Origin of the sequence: Sphingomonas xinjiangensis (assembly GCF_014199255.1) — a bacterium.
Classification (GTDB): domain Bacteria; phylum Pseudomonadota; class Alphaproteobacteria; order Sphingomonadales; family Sphingomonadaceae; genus Sphingomonas; species Sphingomonas xinjiangensis.
The window spans coordinates 213567-239164 of the sequence record NZ_JACIJF010000005.1; the positions used below are offsets into that span (position 1 = coordinate 213567).

A 25598-nucleotide genomic window follows, 5' to 3' on the forward strand; every position below is an offset into this window, starting at 1 on the left:
ATGCGCTCTTTCCTGCTTGCGACGATCGCCGCACTGTCTCTTCCTCTCGCGCCTGCCTTTGCGCTTGCCTGGGGCGGCACCGCGCACGCGGTGATCGACCGCGCCGCCATTCGCGCAATCCCGGATGACGGACCCGTGTTTCTGCGACGTTATGCCGATTACATCGCCACCTCAGCATCGCTTCCCGACAGTTGGCGCGGCGACGCTGAGAACTTCTCGAAGATCGAGGAAGACCCGAACCATGGCTGGTTCCGCGAACAGTTCACCTTCCTCAAGCCGATCCCGCGATCACGCTACGAATTCGTGCTGGCGCTGTTCAAGCAGCATGAGAAGATCAAGGTGCGCGACCCCGCCACTGCGGCACGCACCAATGTTCGCTGGACCGGCACGCTGCCCTATGCGGCGATGGAAGCCTATCAGCGGCTGATCGTGTGCATGCGCCAGATCCGCCGCGCCCAGTCCGAGGGCGCCGACGCGTCGGTCCCCGAACAGCATTGCGCGTTCCAGGCGATCCGGCTGGGTCATTATATTGGCGACGGCGCCCAGCCCCTGCACGATTCAGTCAACAGCGATGGTTGGCGCGGCGCCAACCCGAACGGCTACACCACCGATCGTTCGATCCATGGCCGGTTCGAAAGCGCATTTGTAGATGGCATAGGCCTGACCGCGGATGACCTCGCCCCGCGGATCGGCGCCCCCGCCCGTCGCAGCGGTGACATGTTCGACGCAGTGCTCGCCTTCCTCGATAGCGCCGGCGACAAGATGGAAACGGTGTACAAGCTCGAAAAGCGTGCCCGTTTCGCCGACTTCGGCGACAAGGATGTCCGCGAACTCATCTATACGCAGACCGCTGCGGGTGCGGCGATGCTGCGCGACATGCTGTGCCGAGCATGGGCGGAAAGTGCAGTGCCGTCAGCCCGGGTCGCGCCCGGTCCGCTCGACTTTTCCAATCCGCGCTTCAATCCGGAGACCGGCTCCGCGCCCGGCTAAAGCGTTCCGCGGCGCCCGAGTGCGGCGACCGCACGTGCATGGCGGCGATGCCCGATATCGAAGCGGCGCAGCACCAGCATCGCGCCGATGCAGCCGGCTAGCGGAACGCCCAAGCCCATTGCCGCCATGCCCAGCCGGACCGGCTCCGCCTGCACCTGGGCCGGCACATAGCCAAGCCAGCCCAGCGACCAGCCGATCAGCACGCTGCCCGCCGCGCCGCTCGCCTTCACCGCGACCAGATAGCCTGCGAACAGCCCTGTCTCCATACGCCGCTTGTGCCGCAGGGCGATGAAATCAACGCTGTCGGCAAGTAGCCCCCAAGGCAGCATGAACACGCTGGCAAAGCCGAAGCCGATCAACGCCGCACATATAGGCAGCACGTCGGGCCGCCCCAGGCAAATCCCGAACAGCACTAGCCCCACCCCACTTACTCCATGCCCCGCGGCGAGCAGCGGGCTCTTGTCGAAGCGGCCGGTCAGCGCGGTCCAGGCAAGCACCCCGGCAAACTGCCCCGCCGTCATTGCGAGCAGCATGGTGCGGGCCAGATCAGGGCGATCCAGCAGATAAGTGGACAGGTAAAGCAGCATCCGTCCGAAGGTGGGCATCGCCAAGCCCGTGATCAGCGCGATCAGCAGCATGCCGATCACCAGCGGGTCGCGTAACGGAATGTCTATCCCGTCCCGGCTCGCTGCCAAAGCAGCGGGTGCGGAGCTCCGTCCGATCACAGAACTGAGGATCATCGTGACGATGAACAGTGCGCCGGCGATCGTGCCGATCAGCGCCAAGGTGTCGAACGCATTCTCGTGGCCTGCCCGCTGCACCAGCGGCGTCAGAACTGCGGCGACCGCAAGCGACGCGGCGGTACTGAACAGCAACCGATATCCCGAAACACGTCCCCGCGCGCGGCTATCGCTGGTAAGTTGAGCCATCAGCGCGTTGTGCGGGACGTCGATCACCGCATAGGCGCCGCGGAATGCCAGCAGCGCACCCGCCAATATCGCCCAGTGCGTCACGCCCCAAACCGGCAGTGCATAGAGCGCGGCAAAGGCGGTGCCGCACGGCACGGCGCCGACCACCACGACCCAGCGGTAGTCGCGCCCGAAGCGGCGCAGGCGGAGGACCAGCTTCGCGGCGAGCAGGTCGAAGGCTAAATCTCCGGCAACCGCCACCAGCATCAGCGTACCCGCCGCCGCCGCGCTAAGGCCCAGCAGATCGGTCAGCAGGAACAACATCGTCAGATCGGCCCCGGCGAACGCCAGTCCCTTGCCGAAATTGCCGCACGCATAAGCGAACAGCCGCGCCTCGGACGCAGCATGCGCAAATACGCCGGCCACCTTGAAGGACATGCGTCGAAGGTATCGGGAAGTCGCGATTGCGTGCGTTACCATCATGCGCTGTCAGCCGGAGGAACTTGCGCGGCTACCGGGACAACATTGCAATGATGCTACGCAAGCCGCCCGGTCGGAAGCGCGCGCCATGCTGCGCCGGAGCAAAGGATCGAAGCCGCCTAGCTGACTGATGGCGGCGGCTTCCAAGCCGAGCCGAACCGCGACACCTTAGCACCGTGCGGCTTGGCTCTTCTCTCGAGCGGCAGCGAAGTCACTGCCTGCCTGTCGTCGCGGCAACAGCCGTTGTTCGCGATTGTACGCGCCAAGCAGCCCATCCTCTTCCGACGTATAGCCGATGACAGCAACGTCCTCTGCGGCCTCGCGCCGCAGGCGACCAGCTGCGCCGGCTGCTCAAGATCGTCACGACTTACGAGTTGCCAAGCGTGTTCGAAGGACTGACGATCGGCGGCGGCATCAACTATCGCGGCCAAGTCTATTGGGGCAGCGATAAGCCAGTGACGAGCGCGGCCTTCGGTTCCGAAGTTCCTTCCAAGGAAAGCGGCGGATCGTTACACATCAATACCGTTGCGACCCATGATCGCTGCTAATGGTCGAGCCGCGTCTTGCAGGGGAGGTACAGTCAACGCGGGTCGGGTTTCTCGGAACTGTGGTCGACATTCGGATCGCTATCTTGGCGGGAATTGCAGGGCTGTCGCCTACATCCTTTCCTCCCCGCTCGGCTATGATCAGTTCCGCGGCGCGCGCGCTTACCTCCGCGATAGGTTGGACTATGGCAGTGAGCGGCGGATGGTTGAAGCGCACGATCGGCGTGTCGTCAAAGCTGATGACAGAGAGATCGTCGGGAACGCTCAGCCCCATCTCGCGTGCGACAAAGAGTGTTGCCATCGCCATCTGATCGTTGCTGGCGATGATGGCTGTGGGTGGTTGTGGGCCCGCCAGGAGCTGGCGGGCAGCGCTCAGGCCAGAGCCGTAGCTGAAGTCGCCGTGCGCCAGCATCTGCTCGCAACTGAATTGAGCCTGCGCCATCGCGGCACGCCAGCCAGCGATCCGCCATGAGCTCAATTCATACTCAGGCGAACCCGCGATCAGTGCGATCTGGCGATGACCAAGCTCAATCAAATGCTCGGTCGCCAATTGCGCCGCATCGTGGTCGCCCATCGTCAAGGCAAAGCCGGGTCCCTCAGCAAGCGATCCGATCCGAACGAAGCTTATGCCCTGTTGAGCCAGCAAGCCGGTGATTAGAGGATTCTGAGAGTGCGGCGGCGTGAGGATAACACCATCCGGACGCAGCGCTGCGATGGCAGCGAGTAATTCACGCTCGATATGATCGCTGTGCGTGTCGACCAGCTCGACGATCACGCGGTACCCGTGCGGCGCGCAGGCGAGCATGCTGCCGAGCAGCATCTGGTCCACCCAGTCGGTGCCCTGGCGCGCACGCCAGTCGGCGATGGTGCGCTCGCGATCGTTCAACGCCAGGATCAGATAAGAGCGCGATCCGCTCATCCGCTGCGCCGCGATCGAAGGTACATAGCCCAGCCGATCGATCGACGCCTGAACCCGGTCGACCATCTCGGCGCGAACATTAGGTTCCTTGTTGATCACGCGGCTGACGGTCTGAAGCGACACGCCCGCATCCGCCGCGACGTGCTTGATCGTTACCGCCTGACGGTGCCGCGCCATCGCGCCTTTCCTCTAATCACGCCGCCCGCGCGCCGGTGCCGTCGCAATAGCGCGCGACATAGGTGGCGTGGTCGGGGAGTTGCGACACCGTGCGCGCGACATTCTCGCGGAGCGTCGCAAGAAGCGTATCCAGTTCCTCGTCGCGCAGCTTTTCCGCGATGGGGTGACGGGCGCGTGGCATGATCCCCTGCCCCATCATCACCTGCACCCAACTATTTTCGGCGAATAGCTCGTCATTCTTGCGGAACACGCGGCCCGTCTCTCGGAACAGCTCGATCTTTTGCGAAAGCGTGTCAGGCACTGGCATATCCGAGACATAACGCCAAAACGCGCTGTCGCGCTGCTGCGTCACTTTATAGTGCAGGATCAGGAAATCGCGGATCTGCAGCATTTCCTGCATCTGCTGATCGTTGAACTCCTCGATGTCGCGCGCGCTGATCTCGCGTAGCGGCATCATCCGCAACAGGCGCAGGATCGCGCGTTGGATCAGATGGATGCTGGTCGATTCCAGCGGCTCCATGAAGCCGCCGGACAGGCCGATGGCCACCACGTTGCGGTGCCATTGCCGCCGCCGTGCGCCCGCGCCGAAACGCAGGAAGTTGGGCTCCACGATCGTCTTGCCTTCGATGTTGCCGAGCAGCCGTTCGAGCGCGTCATCCTTGTCGAGATAGCGGCTGCAATACACGATGCCGTTGCCCACCCGGCTTTGCAGGGGAATGCGCCACTGCCAGCCGGCATCATGAGTCATGGCGCGCGTATAGGGAGCCGCAGGTCGAACGCTTTCCGTCTGGATGGCAATCGCCGCATCGCAGGGAAGGTAGTGCGTCCAATCGTCATGGCCGGCATGAAGCGCTCCTTCGATCAGCAGCGCGCGAAAACCGGTGCAGTCGAGGAAGAGATCGCCTTCGACCCGTTCGCCCGAATCTAGGCGCAGCGCGGCGACATCACCGCGCTCCGGGTGCAGTTCGACTTGCGCGATCTTGCCTTCGATGCGGCGAGCGCCGTCGCCTTCCGCCAGATTGCGCAGGAACTTGGCGTATAGCCCTGAGTCGAGCTGATACGCATAGTTCATCCGGTCGTCGGGTAGATGCGCGAATTTGTTCTGCAGTGCGGCAGTTAGCTCCAAGCAATATTCGTCATAGGGCGCAACGTGTCCAAGTTCACGGCCACGCAGCCAGAAATGCTGAAACCCCGCCGCCCAATGATCCTTGCCGGTGTTGCCGAAGCTGTGAAAATACTGGTCACTGCCATCCTTCCACCCGTCGAACAGGATCCCGAGCTTGAACGTCGCCTGGGTGGCCCGCATGAACTCGGCTTCGTTGATGCCCATCAAACGGTTGAAGGTCACCAAGGGCGGAATGGTGGATTCGCCCACACCAATCGTGCCGATCGCTTCGGACTCGACCAGGGTCAGTTCGACCGCGCGGCCCATAGTCCGCGCAATCGCCGCGGCTGCCATCCACCCGGCGGTGCCGCCGCCGGCGACCACGACTCGGCGCACGCCTTGTGCGTTCATCGGCTGAGCTGCCGCAGCAGAAACGCGCGGATGCGCCCTGCGCTCTCGGGCGTTAGGGGTGCGAGCACGCTGCGTCCTTCCTCCGGAATATGACCGACGGTCTGATCGCCATTGTTGAACACGTAATAATCGAAAACCTCGCGCCAGTGCTGTTTCTCATGCTGCGGCAGATCGCGGATGGTCATGATGGCATGATTCAGCGCCTCCTGAGGCTGCCCCATCCAGCGCGGCGTTTCGCGCCACCAATAATTGACCAGCACGTTGAACGGCTCGAGCCCCTCGACATGGTGCCACCACATCGGCGGGATGTAGATCGCGTCCCCCGGCGCCAGTTCAGCGACCAGTGCATGACCCATCGCTTCGGCGAAACGCGGATGCCGATCGAGGTCGGGGTTGTGGAAGTCGACCATTGAGATGGCGCGGCCGGCCGGTGTGTTGTCGATCGGCCCCAAATAGAGGTTGCAGAACTGTTCGGGCGGAAACAGCGTGAAGCGTCGGCGCCCCGCCGCGACACAGGCCAGGTTCTGCGGGAAATCATTGTGGGCCGCGATGCGCGTCCGCGTCCCCATCCAGATGCTCGCAAGCACGCTATGGTCGCCAAGATCGACCTGATTGGCTTCATGCAGTCCCGCAAAGAACTGATGGATGTCGATGGAAGCGAGGTAGAGCGGCGCCGCCTCAGGGTTGCCCGCCTCCGCATCGATTCGAGCAAACACGTCTTCCAGCTTGGCGTGGGCCATGCGGAAGTTCATGCGCATCGTCTGATCGTAGAACAGCCGCCCGTCACCCCTCGGTTCGCCGACCGATACGGCGAAGGGAACATCGCGCCGGAACCGCAGCAGGTAATCGCGCGCAGCCTTCCCGGACTGCCGCCCAGCCTCGACCAAGGGCCAGTCCGCCACAAGTCCGCGAACCACAAAGGGCTCGGTGGCACCCCATAACGCCGCATTGAGCGCCTCGCTCCCGGCAACAACAATCTCGCGAAGAGGGGCAGCAGCGGCCAAATGGTGCGGATCGGCCTCAGCCATGGCGCAGCCGCCGGTTCCTGCGCTCGATCAGGGCGCCCAGATTGGCAAGCGAGGCGATCGCCATGAACATGGGCATGAGGTGCCCGGCCTGGTGCAGTTCACCGAGCGCCGTGGAGTCGAGCGCACGAACCTTTTCCTCATCCACAACATGGAAGCCGACCAGCCTGTTGGTAGACCCGTCTTCCAGTGTGACCTCAAGCGTCAGCGGCTCGAACAAGTCAAACCGGTCGAGCGCAGCAAAGAAGTCTGCGGCGCGCTGATAGCCAATGTCCAGGCTCCCGAGTTGCTCTGCCACTGCGTCCAGATACGGCGTGGGACGACCGAACTCGTCGAACACCCGAACGCCTTCGCCCGCCGCGATACGGGGGCTGTCCAAATCGACATGCACCTGCTTGGCGTCGGATCCGCTTGCCGCCCCACCAATCAGGAAGGGCTGGATTTCCATTGCGAGCGGCCGATATGCTGCATCCCATCGCCCGCCGTCCAGGAACAGGTTCTCCCCTTCTTCGAACCCGAACAGCGCGACTGCGTTGAAGCCGTCACGCTCACGGCCGCGCTGGAACAAAATGGGGTACAGGTTCTGCACCCGGCGGAACTCGTCGGGCACGGTGATGCAGCTCATCACATCGTCGCCAAAGGCGGCTCCTCGCTGGGTATGGACGCGCAGGTCGCGGTGATCTTCGATGGTCAGAAGCGTGTGATTGGCCATGTCAGCTGATCTGTTCCCTGAGTGCGGGCGAAGCGGCCCTGAGCGCGTCGAGATAGGTGCGGTTGGATGGAAGGCTTGCCGCTAACGTCCGGCCGCGCTGTTCTACGGCGCGGAGCGCCGCGTCGGCATCGGGCGCTTCGACCCGAAGCGGTCCTTGTGCCGGCGTGGCAAAGCCCATCCCGTAGAGCACATATTGATAGCTTGCCGCCGGGAATATCTCATCAGCCTGCAGAAGGTCGGTTCGCGAGGGCGGCTGGTCGCGCCATATCCGCAACAGCTCACAAAGGCGCGTCGGCACGGTGCCGGCGTCGCGATGGTCGCGCCAATATGGTTCGTCGCGTTGGCTCAACACGTAATGCAGCTTGAGGAACTCGACGATACGGTCCCAGCGATAGCGGAACAGCGTGTTGAACCGAGCAGCATGCAGGTCCATTGCGGCCCGCGTGCGCGGAAAGCCATCGAGCAGCGCGCCCACGGAGAGCTCCACCAGTACGATCGCCGACGCTTCCAGCGGTTCCAAAAAGCCTGCCGAAAGCCCCACCGCCACGCAGTTCCGCTCCCAGAAGCGTTCGCGGTGCCCGGAACGGAACGTAAGCCGACGGAACGGCAAATCGCCGGCACCTGCAAGCTGCGTGTCTTTGAGGTAGCCGGTCAGCGTCGCGGCAGCGGCGTCGTCGGTAAGGTGCCGCGACGAATATACGCAGCCGATTCCGCGCCGCGTCGGCAAGCCGATGTCCCAAATCCACCCCGCCGCATGCGCTGTAGCGTTGGTCTGCGCCGCGACGGGACTGTGGGGGGCAACCGGCAACTGTGCCGCGAGCGCGCGATCATTGAACAGCACGTCGCTCCGGTCGATAAAGGGCACGCCCAGCGCATCGCCGACCAGCAGCGCAGCATGCCCGGTGCAATCGATGAAGAGGTCGCCTGCGACAGGGCCAGACGCCGCGGTCCGCACCGCAAGGATGTCGCCACCCTCTGCCCGATCCACCGCGACCACATGGTCGCGAATGTGCCGCACACCCAATTTGCCCGTCGCATGCCCTGAAAGGAACGCTGCGAACTTCGCAGCGTCTAGGTGATAGGCGTAGTTCAGCGCCCCGGCATAATCGGGCATGGCGCGTTGCCGGGGAGCAAGGGCCAGCCCGCAGACCCGCGCCTGCGCGCTCACCGCCGAAGCGAAGTTCAAGTTACGACCCTGGGCCTGCCAGCCGCGCACCAAGTCGAGCGCAGGTACGGACGGCGGCGGGGTGAAGGGGTGCAGATAGGAATCGCCGGCAGCACCGGTGCGCCACCCGTCGAAGCGCGAACCCTGCTTGAACGACGCGTCGCACGCCAACAGGAATTCGGCTTCGCTCACGCCGATGGATTGCAGCGTGGCCCGCATTGTCGGCCACGTCCCCTCGCCTACGCCGATCGCGGGGATATCGGGCGATTCGACCAGCGTGACGATCAGGGGAACCGCGGCGGCCGGGTCAGCCCGTGCTGCGATCAGCGATGCCGCAAGCCAGCCGGCCGTGCCCCCGCCGATCACGACAACCCTGGAGACTAGCCCGTCCATTCCCGATCCCGCCAATGCACGAAGATTGCCTCGTGGCAGCGGAAAAAGCCACCCTCATGCGAAGGTGGCCTCTCCCGCTTTATGCTTCACCTGAGAGGTGCGCGATTCAGAAGGTGAACCGCACGCCGCCCGAGTAGCGCGCATAGCCGGGCTGGGAAAAAGTAACGAAATTCTCCGAGCGGCGATGCCCGCGCCGGCTCTCCCCGGTCAGGTTGATCGCTTCCACGAATGCCGTCAGGCCGTGCACGAATTCGTAGCTCGCGCTCGCGTCGAACTGGCCATAGGCCTCGACATAGGTGGGATCGAACGAACCGCCGGCGTAGAAGCCGTCGCGCCAATTATACGCAACGCGCGCCTGCAACCCGTTCTTGTCGTAATACAGCACCGCGTTGGCGCTGTCGCTGAGACCGGTCAGCGCGAACTGCCCGACATAGGGGCTTTCCCTATTGTCGTACGTCGCGTCACCGCGAACGATCGTATAGTTCAGGATGGTACCGAAACCAGTGTTCCAGAGCTGGTGCTGCACCGCGAATTCCCAGCCATGGATGTTGGCGCTCTGATCGCTGTTGAACGGCTGGGTGATCTGGAAATTGTATAGCGGATCCTCGGGCAGACCGAAGATATCTCCAGTCAGAAGCCCATCGGCGCTCGTGCCGGTCACCAGCGAGGACGCAGGGAAGTTGCGCAGGATGTAATCCCGAACGCGCACCCCGTCTGTGGTGCCCAGCGCCGCCACCGCCGCCTGGTAGCGCGGACCCGCACCCGGGTTGCGCAGGTCGAATGCAGGCGTGTTGATCAGCGTATTGCCGATGAAGTTCGACACGTCCTTGTTGAAATAGCCGACCGAGATGTAGCTCTCGCGTCCGTAATACCACTCCGCCGAGAAATCGATGTTCTTGGACTTGTACGGGATCAGGCCTGGATTGCCTTGACTGCCCGTGCCGCCACCGATGCGGGGGTTGGTATCGATCGAACGTCCGCCCTGCAAACTGCCATAATCAGCACGCGTGATGGTGTGGCTGTACGATGCGCGTAGTTTCACATCGTCGATCGCTTCGATGTCGAAGTCGATTGCAGGGAGCCAGTTCTGGTAGCTTCCCTTGAAGCGGGTGAAGTCCGCGCCTGCAAAGTTGATGGCGAACTCGTTTGCGCCGGTCCAGCGCGTGCCTGTCGGGATCGGCACCAAAGCAGTGGAGTCGATCACCGTCTGATCGTATCGCACGCCTGCGATCAGGTGCGCGCGCCGGCCCGCCAGTTCGAACTTGGTGTTGAACTGGATGTAGGGCGAGATCGTCTTCTCGGTGAGCCGGCGATCGGTGGTGTAGGACGCCAGGCAGGTGCCAGGCGCGGCCTCGCCTGCGCCGGGGTTGCTGCAAACCTGGTATTGGCTTTCCAGCAGGTCGGCCATGCGTTCGAAATCGAAGGTGTAGAACGACGGGATCATCCCCGCAGTCCCGCTCCCCTGCACACCCTTGAACTTGTCGGGGATGGAGACGAGCTCGAACAGATCGTCTGGAACCGAAGATGCCGGCCCTACGCCACTCCAGGTTTCGTTTTGGATGAAGCCGTAGGCCGAACGGACCTTGTTCTCCACGAAGGAGAAGCCCGCATCGATGCTGTCCAGGAAGTCGCCCTCATGGTCGTAGTGTCCCTTGAGTTGGACCTGGTTGATCTCGTCTTTGAAGTAAGCGTTGCGAAACGAGTTGCCGGTCGGCGTAATCAGTCCCGCGTTCAGCGGATCGATGCCCGGCGACATGGTGTAGGACAGGACCGGCAGGTCGTTCTCGAAATTGATCGACTGGCTGGCGACGCCGAATATGGCGGTACCGATGGAAGTGCTCGACCCGTATTTGTTGGTCGGCTTGGACTCGGCCGTGGAATGATGTGCGTCGAGCGAGACCGTCACGCCCCCCGGCGCCTCCCAGGTCAGATTGCCACCCAGCGACTTGTTCTCGGTCTGATTGGCCGAAAGCGCGCCACTGTACGACAGGTCCTTGCCCGTCGACGTGGTGGGATTGATCAGCGCCCCAGGCGTAAAGTTTTCGGAGAAGAAGGTCGGCCCGGCATTTGGTCCATCGGTCCACGCGCTCGAAGTGTCGCCGAAGTTGAACCAGATGCCGACGCTGCTGTCACGCACTTCCACCTTGTTGCGCGAATAGGTGAAGTCCACCGTTGCGGTCAGATTGTCGCTGGGCCGCGCCTGCAAGACCAACTGCCCGTTGATGCGCTCACGATTGATGTCGAGGAGATCGTATGCCGCGCTCTGTGGAATTTCATACACGTCGCTGCCGGTGGGACGGTTCGTGACGTTCGTGCCTGCAGGGGAAAGCTCACCCCACGTATTGTTGGCAGCCGCGTTGGCCGCAGGATCACCCAGGAAGCCGTCGCGAAAGCCAACACTGGCCGAGTTCACGCTCGCCTCGCGCTTCTGATACGAGCCCGAGAGCAGGATGCCGAAGCGATCGTCGGCAAAGGTCGACGAAAAGATGCCCGACACTTCCGGCGTGATCGGATCGCCTTGGTTCCTGGACGAATCATAGACGGCCTTGGCCGCGATGCTGCCGCGCATGCCCGGCTTGTCGAGCGGCCGCGGGGTGCGGATATTGATCGAGGAGCCGATGCCCCCTGACGGAATTGCGGCGCGACCGGTCTTGTAGACCTCGACTGCGGCAATGCCTTCAGAAGCTAGATTGGCGAAGTCAAACGACCGGGAGGCGGGCGCGCTGGCGCCGTCACCCAGCGTCGCTGTGGGCATCTGGCGGCCGTTCAGAGTAACCAGATTATATTCCGGGCCGAAGCCGCGCACGGTCACCGTCGAACCTTCGCCGTTCGACCGGTCGATCGAGACGCCGCTGATACGCTGCAGCGACTCAGCAAGGTTGGTGTCGGGGAACTTGCCGATATCTTCAGCGGAGATCGCGTCCACAACGCCCTGACCTTCACGCTTGATGTCGACGGCTTCGCGCAACGAAGCGCGGATGCCAGTCACAATGATGTCGTCACCCTGCGGCTCTTCAGCCACCGATTGATCCTGAATGTCAGACGGGCCGGGCTGGCCGACGGTCGACGCAGCATCCTGCGCGGCGGCGAAACCGGGCATTCCCAGAACCGCGAGCGTGGAGACGCCGATGAACAACTGTGAAACGATGCGAGCCTTTGAGCGGCGCATGATCTTCCTCCCCTATATCTGTCGGCATCTTGAACATCGTCTTTGAGACAAAGTCGTGCCGTTGAGAACGTTCACATGCCTCCCATGGTCGCAGGCTGTCAAGGCTCCGTGTCAACGTTGACGGTGACCCATTCAGTTCGCGTGACATCGGTAAGCCTGCCGCGCGCCGCGGCATCCGCCCGGCTACTGCCGATAAGGCATTCAGCAGCAAGGAACAGGCTCCGCATTTCCCCAGCGCCGTCTCTCAACAACCTGCGGATTCGTCTGAGCTTTCAGCTTGTCGCGCCCGCATATCGCGATGGGAGCACCGCCGTCGCGCGAGAACGGTGAAGCTTTGAGCCGAGACAATCGCGCAGGTGGATGACAGCCGTTGCTCCGCAAGGTGCGGGCGGGCAAGGGTTTGGTCGCCTATGCAACCCTCTCCGCTCCTCAAGGCTCGGCCAACTACGCTGCTGCTATTCGCGGCACTTGCATATGCAGGAGGCACGATCGCCTATCTACCCCTCCTGACGCTGTTGCTACCCATCAAGGTGGCTGCCATGGCAGGCGCGGAACGGATCGGCGTGCTCACCGCTACCGCGATCTGGGGGGCGATCGCGGCAAGCTTGTCCAATATCGTTTTCGGGTGGCTGAGCGACCGATCGGTGGCACGCCGCCGGGGCCGGCGCAGCTGGATGCTGCTGGGGGCCATGGGGCTCGTGCTTGCTTACGGGCTGATTCTCGAAGCTGGCTCGGCAGGCGATCTCATCGTGGCGATCATGCTGTTCCAATGTGCAGTGAACGCGATCCTCGCCCCCCTCCTCGCGATCTTCGCCGAAGAAATACCCGACGCCCAAAAAGGCCTGATGGCAGGCCTCATGGCCTGGGCCAGTCCGGCTGCCTCGGCGCTCGCCGCGCTCGTCGTTACGACCCCGCTCACTGAGGCAGAACGCTTAGGCGTAGTGGCGGCAGTGGCGATCGCCTGCCTTACACCATTTGCGCTGATCCGCTCGCCGCTCCGCGAGCTCAAGACTCCATCTCTTCCGAGTGAGCAGGTGTCGCGCTATGATCTTATGATAACCTGGTCAGCACGCCTGCTTGTCCAGGTCGCCGGCAATGTATTGGCGCTGTATCTCGTTTATTATTTCGAAAGTATCGCCCCTAACATCACGCCTGCTGTGCTGGCGGCGCAAGTCAGCCAGGCCCTAGCGCTCGCATATATCGCTTCACTCCCAATCGCACTGTTGATTGGTATCCTCTCCGACCGTCTCGGCCAAAGAAAGCCCTTCCTGCTTGGCGCCTCGATATTGATGACGGCAGGTCTGCTTGTAATGGCAATCGCAAGCGACCCACTCATAGGAACAATCGGCTTTGGCATCAACGTCATCGGCATGCAGGTCTTCGTGAACCTTCATGCCGCGGTCGCAATGCAAGTGCTGCCCGACCGTGCGCGTTGTGGCCGTGACCTCGGCCTGCTCAACTTAGCGAACACCCTGCCAGCAGTAGTGGGCCCGGCACTGACTTGGTTGCTGGCAACGCCTCAAAATTTCACGCTGTTGATGGTGACACTCGCGCTGCTGGCACTCCTCGGAGGAATGCTAATGATCTTCGTGCGCAGCCAATCCTGCAGCCGCTGATTTGATACGTCGCAATGCAGAGTCATCGGCTGTGAGGATCGCGCAACGTGGCACATGAGTTAAAAGCAGGTTCTGGAGCAAACAATAGCCGCTCCGCGCGGCGGCAGATCGAAGCATCGCCTCGCGTAGCAGTCCCGCGCTCCAAGGTGGACAGGATAACTTCCACCTCGGCGTCTGCGACTTGGACGAATATTACCGCCGTTCAGAGACAACGAGGATCCCGAACCGGCGCATCGCTGCCGCGGGTCAGCCAGCGCCCATCGGGCGCGCGGTACTTTTCCCCGGCAGCACTCCGCGCGATCAGGTTGCACCCGGTCACGAATGCCATCTGCTCCACGGTAGAGCCCGACGCCGCCTGATCGGTATACTGCTTCTTGCGCTGGATGTTGATGTTGTTCACCAGCGCGCGAAGCTCCGACGTGGCGGGGCCAACGATGCCCAGATACCCGTCCGGCTGCTCGCCAACCAGGCCCTGCTGGCGCGCCGCCTGATAGGCCGGATCTCGCTGTGCGGAAGCCGAGGCCGGGATCAATGCTGCTGCGACGGCGGCGGAAAACAATAAAGTGCGCATCAAAATATCCCTGGGTTTTCCTGGATCAGCGTCTTCGCCTTGTTGTCGAGGCGATACACCACTTCCTGCGTGATCGAGATGTTCAAATTGATGACTATCGGCTTGTCCGGCGCAGACACGTTGATGCAACCACTCGTGGCGAACACACCACCACATGCTGCCATCAACGCCACCACGCGGGGCGATACCGGGCCTACTGAACAACTCAACTTCATTTCCGCTCCTTTTGTCGCATCGATTGGCTGTCGGGTGCCTGAACGGGCGGCTGCGCCGCTCCGTCCGCCGCCGCGCGCGACTGCTCATCCAGCAGCGCCGGCAGGTTGCGTTCGATCAGCCGGCTCGGATCATACCAGGACTGGACCGAGCTCAGCAGCTGCTGGAAGGGTGCACTGATCCGAATGTTGAAGATGAACGGCAGCCGGGCGAGCCGCCGGATCACGAAGTTGGACTTGGTACCCTTGCCCTGGCTGACGCCAGCGAAGCGGATGTCGGTCACCATGTCGCCGGCAAGCGGACCGTTCATGCCGATCGATAGACTTCGGTAGTTGAGCGACCGTAGCGCCTGAAACGCCATGTTCCCCCAGAAGCCCAGGTCGTGGCGCGACACTTCGCCAGCATACGCGATGGATCCGCCGGCGCGCGCCTCCAGCTTGCCGCCTTCGATCCGGCCGCCTTGCGCGTCGAACACCATCGGCAGCGTGCCGTCGAACGTCCCGGTGGCGCTGATGTTGTCGAATTCCATCTCTTTCAGGAACAGCGCCGCGTCCGCGCCGATCACTCGGAAGGTCAACCTCCGTTCGACGCTCTCCGAAAAGTCGAGCAAAGTGGGCTTCAGCACCAGCTCCCCGCCGGCAAAGGGCCAGCGTCCGCCCTCCACCTGCACGCGCTGGCTATCCAGTATCTGGAACCGCAGGATGCCGTCGGTCACCGGGACGCCGGGGTTGATCTCGGCCACCGTTGCCATTTGGCCAGCGGCGGTCCGCATCCCTAGCAGATCGGTGAAGTTTAGCGTGGTGGCAAGTCCGCGTAGGGGGCCGAACACAGCGGCGAGGTCGATGCCGTCTGTGCCGAAGGTGCCGCTGCTGGTCACGCCATCCCGGCTCCATGCGATCCTGCCTTGGCCCGACACCGCTCCGTTGACCTCGGCGATCACGCCAAAGGTGAGCGGCGTCAGATCCCCTGGCTGCAGCCCCCGCTCGGCAAAGCGAAGCTGGTCCACGCGGATCTCGGCCGATCCGGTGCCGCTGTTCAGTGCATGCCCGATCCGCACATCGGCGACCTTCACGCCGCCTTGCAGCGTGTTCAAGGTCGCGCTTGCCCGGACTTCCCCCCCACTTACCCGGACCTGCGCGTTCTGAGTGGCCAGCGGATGGAAGCGGGCCGAGGTGGCCGTGTCGCGGACTTCGAGCCCTCCGGCAAGCGCCAGCGCCCCACCTTTCAGCTGCCAATCTCCTGACCCTGCCGATACCAGCAGCGGGACCGCCCCGATCTGCCCGGAAAGTCCGGAAAACATCCCGTGCGGCGTCCCGCCGAACACTCCCGATAATGCCGCGACATTCATTCGGGTGTCGCCACCCGGGCCCAGCCGCAATGCTGCGCCGGCAACCGCAAGGCGCTGCCGCCTCAGGTCGAACCGCGCCTGCTGCGCTTCGAACCGAAGCGCGCTTGCACCAAGCATTCCGGCCAGACGCGGCTGTTGTAGCCGCACTCCGCCGCTCATTCGGCCTTGCTCCAGGCGCACCATCGCTCCGCCTTCCGGGCAGGCCGCCAGCCTGTGTGGGCCAAGTACCAGACCGCCGACGGCTAGGCGGTCAAATGCAGCGTCAAAGCAGCGTGTGTTGACGCTCAGCGACCCCGGCGCCCAGACGGCGCTGAGCGGAAGCCGTAGCTGCTCGACTCGGCCCTGCGATGTGCCACCGGTGAAGTCCGCCAGCGCACTCACCGCGCCGCTGCCACTGCCAAGCTGGAACGTCAGATCGGCTAGTGAAAGCCGGGCTCCGCCTGCGGCATAGGGCGCGATCGCGCCCGAGCCACGGATCTGATCCCTTTCCTGAAAGAAGCGCAGCGTCGCCTGCGGAAGCCCGCCGCCCCGAGTCGCAAGCGTACCCGCCGCCCGCACGGTAGAAGCTGGTCCATCCAGTCCTATCCGCGCCTTCCCGTTGAAGTCGGCCTGCCCCCCGCTCGCGGCCCGCACCCGCGCGGAGGACAGCGTCAGCGCCCCGGCACCCTGTCGGTACGCCATCGACAGGTCGCCGCTGGCATCGAAATTACGCATCGCTGCCGCTGCGGACCGCGCCAGCGCGGCCACGATCGGTTGAAGTGGTCCGGCGCTCACGCGCCTGTCCAGGCGCTCCACGTCGCGCCTCAACGACGGCATCAGCGATACCGAACCGAGTTGCGCCTGCCCAGTGAATGAAACACCCGATCCGCCGACCCGATATGCTCCCGCGACCGCAGCGATGCTTCCGCGATTGCCGCGCACATCGAAGCCGCCGGACCGCAGCGCGATGCGCCCCTGAGTCGCGTTCGCGCCACCCTCGAAGCTGGCCCCGCCATCCAGCGCCGCGATGCGCAACTCGGGTTGGAGAATGGCCTGCGCCTGCACGTCGACGGTTCCGCGCCAGCGGTCCAGCGCCTCGCTCAATTGCGCCTGCACCTCGATTCTTGCAGCACGAACCCCAGTCAGGCCGCACTGCGCATTCGCAATTGCCACGGGACCTGTCAGACCGAATTGCGACATTCGGACCTGCACCGCAAGCCGTCCTTCGGCTCGCAGCATCACGCACCCCGCCATAGCCAGTCGCGGCGCATTCGCCTGGACGACGCCCTTGAACCCGTCGCTCAGCATGCCCTTGCCGGCCACCGCTAGCCGCATGGTACCCGCCGGGGTCTGCAGCAACACCTGCGCATCCGCCACGTCGACGATCAGCGCGGGCAGTGAAAAGGGTTTGCCCGACGGCGGCGGCATCAGCCGATCGATGGCGCCCAGCGACACGCGCCCGCCGACCACCCGGCCCCGCAACCGCACCTGCCCCGCGCGAATCGCGAGCACTTCCGCTCGCCACGGCGCTAATGCGGTCCGCACCTCTATCCAGTCCGCGGTAAGGTCCGGGTTGGCCGAGTCCCCAATAACGACCTTCGTCAGGCGCTGTCGCCAAGGCGATAGCTGCGTGAGCTCGTACGAAGCGGTCACACCCCGCCGGCTGAGTTCACGGTCTATGAAATCACGCGCAATCGTGCGCCGCTGAAGCCATGCGGCCGCAACGACAACGACGATAAGTAGCAAAAAGCTGAGCCACAGGCTCCGCCACGGACGCCCAGCGGGTGGACTCGCAGCTCCCGCCGCTTCCTCGCCCTGCCTTGCTATAGCGTCCCAACCCAAGCCTGCATGGCTCCCTTATACGAGCGTGCCGAACCCGCTTTGGGCACTATCGTGGGTCCCGTCAAAGCGGCAACATAGTTGATTTAGACCGAACAGCGCTTTTCAGCCGTCCATCCGCAGAGCTCGTGGCCCTCGTACGACCAGCGGCGCCTAAACGTTTTGAATCATCCATGAACAAAGGTTCACTTACGTCGTCTACCGCCGGGAAGCAGACAGGCGGCTGCCCATCTGTGGACGCCCGCAAAAGACGCAAGCGGTAGCTGGGGATGAGGCATGTAGTCGGATGCTGCCATCTGTCGCGCCTTTGGTGCAGCCTAGAGGCTGCCTGCCCGGGAGTTCGCGGACCGCCGCAACCACTCATCCGGCGACACTCGCGCGCCGATGAGTGGAGAGCCGATGACTGGAGAGGAGAGTGAGCGGCAGCACAACCAGGGCTCTGCGAAGTTCTGAACGGGAAGTGGCCGCGGCGTCGCGGTAAGATCGGGGACAAAGAACCATCTAAAACTTCAGCTGACACTTGGCACAGGGTGATGACGGCTACGCCCGCGCAGATGCGCCACTGGCTCCCCCTCTACACGGTGCACTTAGGATCTTTGCGGAATAGCTGGCTGATACTTCAGCCAGTCGAATCGGCTACAATATGCCCCTTCAGCAGCGGCAGCATAATGTGGAAGGTTGCACCTATATCGGTGTGAGGATCAAGGTCGATCGTTCCGCCATGGCGTTCCACGATTTCCTTGCTTATCGCCAGTCCAAGACCCGTTCCGGGCTGCCCCCGCTCCGACGGTGCCGCTTCTTGAGCGAAGCGCCCGAACAGCCTTTGGCGGAACGCAGGTGAGATGCCGCGCCCACGATCAATGACGCTGATGCGTGCTTGGTCGTCCTGTACCACACATAATCGCAGTGTGACGTCGGATCCCTCAGGCGAGAACTTCGCGGCGTTTGAAATGAGGTTGCTCATCACCTGCATGAGGCGGTCGGCATCGGCGTTCACGACAACCGGTTTGTCAACGATCTCGGGCTTGAGCGCCACGCCAAAGCGCTGAGCATAGGCTTCGCTTTGCATCACGGCCTCAGACAACAACGTCCGCAAGTCCGTAGCCTTAAAGCTAAAGGCTGTCTGGCCGAGCTCGAGCTTGTCCAGGTCGAGCAGGTCGTTGACCAAGCGTGTGAGCCGCTCACTGTTCCTATGTGCAATCTCGAGCAATCTTCGCGCGGAGTCCGGCAGCTCTCCCGCCATGCCGCTCTTGACCAGCGCTAGCGCCCCGGAGATCGACGTCAGCGGCGTGCGCAGCTCGTGGCTCACCGTGCTTACCAATTCATCCTTCAGCCGTGCGGCGCGATCCTCGTCCGTTATGTCTCGCACAGTCAGAATGAAGCGGCCGCCGGGCAACGACTTACGGGTGACGTCGAGAACGCGACCGTCGTCGCGCCGCAGCTCCTGCTGACGCGCTTGGTAGCTGCGGAGCGACTCACGCAGCCTCTTGAGCGCCACCTCGACGCCCTCTCCCCCGAGCTCGCCTCGCTCTGCCGTCAGCCGTGCTAGCGCCAGGAAGTCGGCACCCTGGTAGACAGCCTCTCGTGGATAGCTCAGTAGCTCAATGAAACTTTCATTCCACAACATCATGCGCAGGTCGGCACTCACCAGCGCCACGCCTTCGCTTACGTTCTCGACGGTGAGTTGAAGTAGCCCGGTAAGTTCGCGCAGCTCGACGTGAAAGCTTTTCTCGCGCGTTACGTCGGTGAAGAGCCAGACGCGGCCGGTTAATTCGTGTTGTTCGATGCGCTGCGTTTGAACTTTGTAGGTCTCTCCTCGATGCTCGATTTCGAACCCAGACGGCTCGCCAATGCCGAGGGAGAGTTCGGCATCACCGCTTGGCCGTTTGCCGGTCCCATGAACCAGCGCGGCCAATCTCTCCGCCACGGCAATCTGGCGGACCTGCTCGTTCGGAGTGAACCCGAGCAGCTCGCGGGCACGATCATTAAGGAATACCTCGACTGTGCCCGAGTCCACAAAGATCAAAGGTGCGGGAAGATTGTTCACCAGTGCGGCGATCCGGCGGGACACGTCTCGCTCCCGCTGGGTGCCGCCGCCGCTTCGAAGAACCTGGGTGATCACGGACGCTGCGTCCGCGAGTTCAACGGCCTCGGGCGCCGTGCGGGAGCAGGCAGCGACGAGATGCAATCCCCGGGTCGCAAGAGGTGCGGCCCCTAGCCAGGACGGGCGTGCTCCGCACGCCTCGATCCACTGCAATGGCAACCGGATCGAACGCGTGTCGAGGACGGTCGGTACCGCGTTTATAAGCCCAGGCGGAACCCTCATGTCGTGACCGGCCAGGCCGCGCCCGGGATAGGTTTCGTCGACCCTGAGGCGTTCGCCATCATCGTGCCCCAAGAGCAAGAGATCGGCGTCTAGACTTTTTGCAAGCAGTCGTAACAAAACATGCGGAGATTGCAGTTCAGGCAAGGTGCGCCCCCAGGACACGAGCGATTTCGTCCGGCGCGGCAAGGTGCGGCATGTGACCGGGGGTGCCGATCCACTCCAGTCGGCTTCCTTCGATGTGCGACCGCAGGTAGGTAGCAACGGCTTCCGGCACCGCAATGTCGCCGCGGGCATGCACCAGCACGGACGGCACGGTGACCAAGGGAAGCAATCGGCGAACGTCCGACTCGAAGATCGCCCGCGCGATCTGGATCGTCACGTCCGGCCGCATGGCGAGCAATCCTGCTGCGAAATCATCCACCGCGGCGGGCACGTCGACCCCGACGGCCGCGGACGCGAACCCCGCTACCCAGGCCTGATAATTGTCTGCCATAGCTGCAAGCAGCCCCTCGACATCCGACTCTTCGAAGCCGCCGACGTAGCCGACGTCGTTCAGATAACGCGGCGATGCGTTGATCAGGAGCAGTTTGCGAAAGCGTTCGGACTCCTCGATAGACGCAAGGGCGCCGATCATCCCGGAGACGGAGTGGCCGACATAATCACAGGAGGTGATACCCACCTCGTCCATGAGTGCGAGCAGGTCGTCAGCGAACGCTGCGATGGATCGATAATCTTTTGGATCGAAGTCCTCCGGCATCAGTGCCGATGCGCCCGGAATGTCATAAAGGAACGCGGTGAAAGACCCGCCAAGCCGTTCGAGTACGGCGTGCCACGAGCTTTGGTCGGTACCCAGGCCATGCGAGAAGACGACCACGCGCGAACCGTTCCCAACCAATCGGGCTCGATGACGCTTCGCCAAGGGTCCATCCAGCGAAAGGTCGACCTCCTGCGTCCACGAAACTGACGACATTTGCGCATCTCCTTGCCTGCGCGCCCTCGGAACGCATCTCCATAAAGCCTTATAGGCGTGACGGGTTCAAGCAGGGCTTCACGCGGGTACTTGGCCTGCCTAACGCTTTCGAACTACCTTCAAGCTGCGTTCGAAAGGCAAGCGAATGATCTCCGTTCTGTACGTTGATGATGACCCAGATATTCAGGAAATCGCGATGATGGCGTTTTCGCTCGATCCGGAACTCGCGGTGCGAACGGCATCATCGGGCGTTGAGGCGCTCAGCATTCTCGACAGCGGGATGACGCCGGATCTGCTGCTACTCGACATGATGATGCCCGGCATGGATGGTCCAGCGACACTCGCGGCGATCCGCGAACGATCGCGTCTCGCGGACATTCCTGCCGTTTTCTTCACGGCGCGCGCTCGGGCCGGAGAGCACGAGGCCATTGCTGCGCTTGGAGCGGCCGGCGTGATCGCCAAGCCGTTCGATCCGATGATGCTCGCCGCCGAGCTGCGCGTGTTCGCCACTGGCGGCCCTCCATAGCAGCCGGCAACACAGAGAGAGCGGAGTAGCGCAGCTCTGCTGCAATGCCGCCTTCTTACCAGGCGCGGTGAACATACCCATCGCCAGTCGGTCGTAGAGCATCGTTTGCGGCTCCGGGGATCGGTTGATCGCGAAGGAGCCGGAAACCATCTTTACCCGGAACTTCGATCGGTCGTAACCGTCTTGTTTCAAATCCAGGTTAGTGAGCGTAACGTGTCGAGTATACTGGTGGCGGACGACGACGACCTTTTAGGTGAACTGTTACGCTTCAAGCTCGAAGCGGCAGGCCACGATGTGACGATCGTCGAAGATGGGCAGTCGGCCCTTCAAGCGGCGCGATCGGGCAAACACGATCTGATGGTGCTCGACTCGATGATGCCGGTGCTCTCCGGTCCGCAGGTCCTGCGCGCGCTGACGGAGGAAGGCTCTGCTCTGCCAGTCGTCATGCTTACCGCTCGCAAGGGGCAGGATGACGTTCTGGACGCGCTGTCTGCCGGTGCCCGCGACTATCTCACCAAACCGTTTATCCCGGACGAACTGGTCGCCCGCGTGAACACGATCCTCAAGAACGAGGGAAATCGTGTCGCGTCGGCAGATCACTGAAATGTCGATCGCGCTTGCGATAGCGGCAGTTGTTTTACCCTCCTCCGCCGACGCGTTCGCGCGAAACGCCGAGCTGCGCCAAAGCGGCCAGGATCTGCGAAACAGCGCTTTGGCAGAGGCGCGCGCCGCTAACGGGCGGGGTGACTACAATGCCGCAATTCTGCGCCTTCAGCGGTTGCAAGCGGACTACCCACGCGACGCCGAGGTGCTGCGCGTGCTCGGCAGCAGCTATGCTTATGCACGGAGATTCGAGGAAGCGATCGCCACGTTGCGCCAGGCGCAAGCACTGGCCCCCGAGGATCTGGACATCCGAGCCGCGCTTGCACGCGCTTATGCCTGGTCGGGGAACAAGGCTGCTGCTGAAGCCGAACTGACCGCAGTCGAAGCGCGCGACCCCGCCAACGCGGATGCTGCGGCGATCCGGGTACAACTCGCCACGCCCAGCGATGTGGTGGCCACCGGCGCACCGAACGTCGCATATGGCCGGCCTGGCATTTATGCGAACCAGGCCGTCGCCCGTGTGTCCCTGGATCGCGGAGCGCACTCAACCTGGTGGAACACCACGGTCGGTGCGTTTGGCACCGTGCTGCCAGGCACGACGGTGTCGGCCGAGGTTGAGCGTGAGGATCGTTCCGGAACAGTCGACACTCGGCTGACGGCGCGCGCCGACCAGCGCTTCACCGCGAGCCTGCGCGGCTATCTCGGGCTTGCGGCGACCCCTCATGCGGACTTCCGCGAACGGTGGAGCGTGCGGGGGGGGCTTGAGTTTGATCTGCTCGGGCCGCTTACGCTGCTCATGGACGCGCGCCATGCAGACTATGGTGACGTGCAGGTAACCGCGATTGATCCTGGATTCCGCTTCGCCTCACGCGGGCTACGCAGCAGCGCCACGCTCCAGATGATTAATCTTTGGGATGAGCAGGGTAATCACCGGAGCGGCTGGTCCGGCAGGATCGACACCGAAGCCGGCGATGGGCTGCGCTTCTTCTTTGGGGGGGCGACCTATCCGGAAACGGAGGCCGGTATAACCCGCCAAGTGCGTTCGGCTTTCCTGGGCACTGCCGTGCCGCTGAGCGAGCGGCTGAGCCTGCGCGCTACCGGGGAGTATGAGCGCCGCGTGGATACGTACACCCGCAAGAGCCTGTCGCTCGGGCTTCAGTTGCGGCTCTGATGATGCTGCGCTTCCCGGCGGTTGCTGACGAGCTGGCCGGATTGGCGATCCAGATCGTAATCTGGGGCTCGCTCGCGATGTCGGCCCTCATATTGTACCTCGTGATCCGCCGTGACCGCAATGAGCGGCAGCGCAGCGTTCAGCAGGTTACCGCAAGAACCCTGACGCGCGAGATCATGGCTGCACTCCCGCAAGCGGAGGATGTCGGAAGCGCGTTTGCGCATGCCTCCGTGGCGGAACGCGTCGCCGCCGTTTCCCATCTAAGCCGACTTTTGCGGGGTGATGATCTCGATCGCCTCGCTGCCTTTGTCGAACGTCATGAACTGGTGGCAAGGCTCACCCGACGGGTGGCGAAACGCCGGCTTGCCCGGCGCGTGAACATCGTCCGTTCGGTGGGAAGCGTTGGCGGGCCCCAGGCCGTCACCGCGCTCAACGAGCTTCTAGCGAACGATCCGGCCGCCGAAGTCCGCCTGGAAGCGGCCGCGATGCTTGCGCGCATCGACGCGCTCCCGTCGGCCAGAGCGCTTATCGAGGCGCTTGAACTCGCACATGCCACTGTGACGCCGCTACATCGCGCGCTCTTTCGTGCACTTGCCCCAAGCAGCGCGACTGAACTGGTGGAACTACTCGCCGAGGAGCAATCGCCTGACGTGCAAGCCTTGGTCGCCGATGCGCTGGGATCGAGCGAAGATTATAGCGTACTCAGGGCTCTGCGCAGTGCCGCTGCCTCGCCCGCACCGCAGGTGCGAATCGCAGCAATCGCAGCGATTTCAAGGCTCGGTCACCCAGGGGGAGCGGCTTGGCTGATCCCGTTGCTTGAAGACGATGACGAAATGGTTCGTGCGCATGCGGCACGCGCGTGCGGATCCATGGGACTGAGGGCCGCGATGCCGCGCCTCATCGCCCTGGCCGAAGATCCTTCTCCTTGGGTGCGGCTGCGGGCAAGTGACGCGGCCGAGATCTTGGGTGGCACGGCTTGACGAGTACCGATCTGTTCTTGCTGGTGCAGCGCGTCGGAGTAGGCGCGTTGGTTGCGATGGGCACGTTATGCTTCCTCGTGGTGACCCTGCGCAACATCATGTCGGTGGTGCAGTTAGTATTGGCGGCGATCGAGTTCCAGACACGGATCAGGCCGGCCGCGCGCTCGTACGAATTGTGGAGCCGCTATGCCGACCTGGCGCCCCCGGTCTCAGTCATCGCGCCCTGCTACAACGAAGAGCTTTCCATCGCAGACAGCGTGCGCTCTCTACTCTCCTTGCAATATCCCGACTTCGAAGTGGTGCTGGTCAACGACGGGTCTTCGGACGCGACGCTGGCTCGGTTGATCGATGAATTCGACATGCGGCCGGTTCAGCGCGAGCAATTGGTGGTTCTGCAGAAAACACGCATCCTTGGCGTATATGTTTCTGATGAGCATCCCAATCTGCTCTTGGTAGATAAGGAGAATGGGCGGAAGGCGGACGCTGTGAACGCGGGGATCGGCTTCTCCACAGCACCTTTGGTCTGCGTGATCGATGCTGATTCGATTATCGAACCCGATGGTCTGTTGCGCGGCACGGAGCCTTTCATGGCTGACGACGGAAGCCTTGTCGCCGTTGGCGGCACCATACGGATCGCAAACGGTTCAGCGGTCGACGGTGGCCATGTCCGGCAAATCCGGCTGCCGGCAGGGTGGCTGCCCCGTTACCAGATCCTTGAATATCTCCGCGCTTTCCTGACTGCACGCATCGCGAATTCGCGGCTGAACATGTTGCTGCTGATCTCGGGCGCCTTTGGCATCTTTCGTCGCTCGGTTTTGGTCGAAATTGGCGGCTATCGCCACGACACGGTGGGCGAGGACTTGGAGATCGTCACGCGTATTCACCGCCATATGCGCGAACAAAAGCGGCCCTATCGCATCGGGTTCATTCCCGATGTCGTCTGCTGGACCGAAGCGCCAGCCGACTGGAAAGGGTTGCGCAATCAGCGCTCCCGTTGGGAGCAAGGCGCACTGGAGACCCTCGTGCGGCACCGCAAGATGCTGTTCAACCCGCGCTATGGCCGCATCGGCATGGTCGCCTTGCCGCTGGTCATCATCGAGGATGTACTTGGCCCGCCTTGCGAACTGTTCGGCTATCTGCTGGTGCCCATTTTGTATCTGCTTGGCCTCACGAGCGGCACGGTCGTGCTCGCCTTCTTCGCGATCACCGTGCTCTTCGGTACCGGGATCAGTTTGGGAACGCTTGCTCTGGAAGAGCTTCAGTTGCGCCGGACGCCGAGTGCTCGGGACCTGCTAAAGGTCGCCTTCGCGGCGCTCATCGAGAATCTCGGATATCGCCAGATCAATCTGGTGTTTCGGATTCGGGGTATGTGGCGCTTCTTCCGCAAGGATACGGTCTGGGCATCGGCCGGACGCGTCGGCTTCTCCAAGTTGTGAAGCGTGAATGTCTTGCCTGCA

Annotated in this window: 19 protein-coding genes; 7 read left to right on the forward strand and 12 right to left on the reverse strand. The window is 63.0% G+C overall.

Annotated features, from left to right (window positions below; all coding sequences use genetic code 11):
* Positions 1 to 990: a phospholipase C/P1 nuclease family protein gene (locus FHT02_RS21560; RefSeq protein WP_246352336.1), complete on the forward strand. Its 990-nt coding sequence runs from the start codon at positions 1 to 3 to the stop codon at positions 988 to 990.
* Here FHT02_RS21560 and FHT02_RS11055 read toward each other — a convergent pair.
* The 7 genes from FHT02_RS11055 to FHT02_RS11085 all read right to left on the reverse strand — a co-directional run bounded on the left by FHT02_RS11055 (position 987) and on the right by FHT02_RS11085 (position 11999).
* Positions 987 to 2336 carry an MFS transporter gene (locus tag FHT02_RS11055; protein ID WP_246352337.1) on the reverse strand — a complete coding sequence of 450 codons (1350 nt, stop codon included), beginning with the start codon at positions 2334 to 2336 and terminating at the stop codon, positions 987 to 989. The genes FHT02_RS21560 and FHT02_RS11055 overlap by 4 nt on opposite strands.
* 558 nt (positions 2337 to 2894) lie before the next feature.
* Complete coding sequence (locus tag FHT02_RS11060; protein ID WP_184087467.1) at positions 2895 to 4019, reverse strand: LacI family DNA-binding transcriptional regulator; 1125 nt, start codon at positions 4017 to 4019, stop codon at positions 2895 to 2897.
* A gap of 16 nt (positions 4020 to 4035) precedes the next feature.
* Positions 4036 to 5535, reverse strand: coding sequence for a tryptophan halogenase family protein (locus tag FHT02_RS11065; protein WP_184087469.1), 1500 nt, complete (start codon positions 5533 to 5535; stop codon positions 4036 to 4038).
* Positions 5532 to 6563: a cupin-like domain-containing protein gene (locus FHT02_RS11070; protein WP_184087471.1), complete on the reverse strand. Its 1032-nt coding sequence runs from the start codon at positions 6561 to 6563 to the stop codon at positions 5532 to 5534. The genes FHT02_RS11065 and FHT02_RS11070 overlap by 4 nt, the downstream gene beginning before the upstream one ends.
* Positions 6556 to 7272, reverse strand: coding sequence for a SapC family protein (locus tag FHT02_RS11075; protein WP_184087473.1), 717 nt, complete (start codon positions 7270 to 7272; stop codon positions 6556 to 6558). Before FHT02_RS11075 ends, FHT02_RS11070 begins: the two co-directional genes overlap by 8 nt.
* 1 nt (position 7273) lies before the next feature.
* The gene (locus FHT02_RS11080; RefSeq protein WP_184087475.1) at positions 7274 to 8830 is read right to left on the reverse strand and encodes a tryptophan halogenase family protein; all 1557 of its coding nucleotides are present in this window, start codon (positions 8828 to 8830) and stop codon (positions 7274 to 7276) included.
* A 106-nt stretch (positions 8831 to 8936) separates the two neighbouring features.
* A complete protein-coding gene (locus FHT02_RS11085) occupies positions 8937 to 11999 on the reverse strand; it encodes a TonB-dependent receptor (RefSeq protein WP_184087477.1) in 3063 nt (1020 codons plus the stop codon).
* A gap of 515 nt (positions 12000 to 12514) precedes the next feature.
* On the opposite strand from FHT02_RS11085, the gene FHT02_RS11090 reads away from it, so the two are divergent.
* Complete coding sequence (locus FHT02_RS11090; protein WP_221239435.1) at positions 12515 to 13615, forward strand: MFS transporter; 1101 nt, start codon at positions 12515 to 12517, stop codon at positions 13613 to 13615.
* Between the two features lie 202 nt (positions 13616 to 13817).
* On the opposite strand, the gene FHT02_RS11095 is transcribed toward FHT02_RS11090, so the two are convergent.
* The 5 genes from FHT02_RS11095 to FHT02_RS11115 all read right to left on the reverse strand — a co-directional run bounded on the left by FHT02_RS11095 (position 13818) and on the right by FHT02_RS11115 (position 20765).
* Positions 13818 to 14186, reverse strand: coding sequence for a YdbL family probable chaperone protein (locus FHT02_RS11095; protein WP_184087481.1), 369 nt, complete (start codon positions 14184 to 14186; stop codon positions 13818 to 13820).
* Positions 14186 to 14350: a YnbE family lipoprotein gene (locus FHT02_RS11100; protein ID WP_184087541.1), complete on the reverse strand. Its 165-nt coding sequence runs from the start codon at positions 14348 to 14350 to the stop codon at positions 14186 to 14188. The genes FHT02_RS11095 and FHT02_RS11100 overlap by 1 nt, the downstream gene beginning before the upstream one ends.
* Before the next feature lie 47 nt (positions 14351 to 14397).
* Positions 14398 to 17568, reverse strand: coding sequence for an intermembrane phospholipid transport YdbH family protein (locus tag FHT02_RS22055; protein WP_484592916.1), 3171 nt, complete (start codon positions 17566 to 17568; stop codon positions 14398 to 14400).
* Positions 17569 to 18184: 616 nt separating this feature from the next.
* Complete coding sequence (locus FHT02_RS11110) at positions 18185 to 20035, reverse strand: sensor histidine kinase (protein ID WP_184087484.1); 1851 nt, start codon at positions 20033 to 20035, stop codon at positions 18185 to 18187.
* Positions 20028 to 20765, reverse strand: a complete 738-nt coding sequence (locus FHT02_RS11115; protein ID WP_221239436.1) for an alpha/beta fold hydrolase — start codon at positions 20763 to 20765, stop codon at positions 20028 to 20030. Before FHT02_RS11115 ends, FHT02_RS11110 begins: the two co-directional genes overlap by 8 nt.
* Positions 20766 to 21006: 241 nt before the next feature.
* Between FHT02_RS11115 and FHT02_RS11120 the strand changes: the two genes are divergently transcribed.
* The 5 genes from FHT02_RS11120 to FHT02_RS11140 all read left to right on the forward strand — a co-directional run bounded on the left by FHT02_RS11120 (position 21007) and on the right by FHT02_RS11140 (position 25577).
* Positions 21007 to 21387 carry a response regulator gene (locus FHT02_RS11120; RefSeq protein WP_184087488.1) on the forward strand — a complete coding sequence of 127 codons (381 nt, stop codon included), beginning with the start codon at positions 21007 to 21009 and terminating at the stop codon, positions 21385 to 21387.
* 228 nt (positions 21388 to 21615) lie between these two features.
* A complete protein-coding gene (locus tag FHT02_RS11125; protein WP_343056915.1) occupies positions 21616 to 21990 on the forward strand; it encodes a response regulator transcription factor in 375 nt (124 codons plus the stop codon).
* Positions 21968 to 23161, forward strand: a complete 1194-nt coding sequence (locus FHT02_RS11130; protein ID WP_184087490.1) for a YaiO family outer membrane beta-barrel protein — start codon at positions 21968 to 21970, stop codon at positions 23159 to 23161. Before FHT02_RS11125 ends, FHT02_RS11130 begins: the two co-directional genes overlap by 23 nt.
* The gene (locus FHT02_RS11135; RefSeq protein ID WP_184087492.1) at positions 23161 to 24141 is read left to right on the forward strand and encodes a HEAT repeat domain-containing protein; all 981 of its coding nucleotides are present in this window, start codon (positions 23161 to 23163) and stop codon (positions 24139 to 24141) included. Before FHT02_RS11130 ends, FHT02_RS11135 begins: the two co-directional genes overlap by 1 nt.
* Positions 24138 to 25577 (forward strand): glycosyltransferase family 2 protein, encoded by a 1440-nt coding sequence (locus tag FHT02_RS11140; protein WP_246352338.1) that lies wholly within the window; start codon positions 24138 to 24140, stop codon positions 25575 to 25577. The genes FHT02_RS11135 and FHT02_RS11140 overlap by 4 nt, the downstream gene beginning before the upstream one ends.
* Positions 25578 to 25598 lie beyond the last annotated feature (21 nt).

What these genes read in the sequence shown, in the direction of transcription:
- FHT02_RS21560 (WP_246352336.1), top strand. Translation starts at nt 1, where the DNA reads ATGCGCTCTTTCCTGCTTGCGACGATCGCCGCACTGTCTCTTCCTCTC.
- FHT02_RS11055 (WP_246352337.1), bottom strand. Translation starts at nt 2,336, where the DNA reads ATGTCCTTCAAGGTGGCCGGCGTATTTGCGCATGCTGCGTCCGAGGCG.
- FHT02_RS11060 (WP_184087467.1), bottom strand. Translation starts at nt 4,019, where the DNA reads ATGGCGCGGCACCGTCAGGCGGTAACGATCAAGCACGTCGCGGCGGAT.
- FHT02_RS11065 (WP_184087469.1), bottom strand. Translation starts at nt 5,535, where the DNA reads ATGAACGCACAAGGCGTGCGCCGAGTCGTGGTCGCCGGCGGCGGCACC.
- FHT02_RS11070 (WP_184087471.1), bottom strand. Translation starts at nt 6,563, where the DNA reads ATGGCTGAGGCCGATCCGCACCATTTGGCCGCTGCTGCCCCTCTTCGC.
- FHT02_RS11075 (WP_184087473.1), bottom strand. Translation starts at nt 7,272, where the DNA reads ATGGCCAATCACACGCTTCTGACCATCGAAGATCACCGCGACCTGCGC.
- FHT02_RS11080 (WP_184087475.1), bottom strand. Translation starts at nt 8,830, where the DNA reads ATGGACGGGCTAGTCTCCAGGGTTGTCGTGATCGGCGGGGGCACGGCC.
- FHT02_RS11085 (WP_184087477.1), bottom strand. Translation starts at nt 11,999, where the DNA reads ATGCGCCGCTCAAAGGCTCGCATCGTTTCACAGTTGTTCATCGGCGTC.
- FHT02_RS11095 (WP_184087481.1), bottom strand. Translation starts at nt 14,186, where the DNA reads ATGCGCACTTTATTGTTTTCCGCCGCCGTCGCAGCAGCATTGATCCCG.
- FHT02_RS11100 (WP_184087541.1), bottom strand. Translation starts at nt 14,350, where the DNA reads ATGGCAGCATGTGGTGGTGTGTTCGCCACGAGTGGTTGCATCAACGTG.
- FHT02_RS11120 (WP_184087488.1), top strand. Translation starts at nt 21,007, where the DNA reads ATGATCTCCGTTCTGTACGTTGATGATGACCCAGATATTCAGGAAATC.
- FHT02_RS11135 (WP_184087492.1), top strand. Translation starts at nt 23,161, where the DNA reads ATGATGCTGCGCTTCCCGGCGGTTGCTGACGAGCTGGCCGGATTGGCG.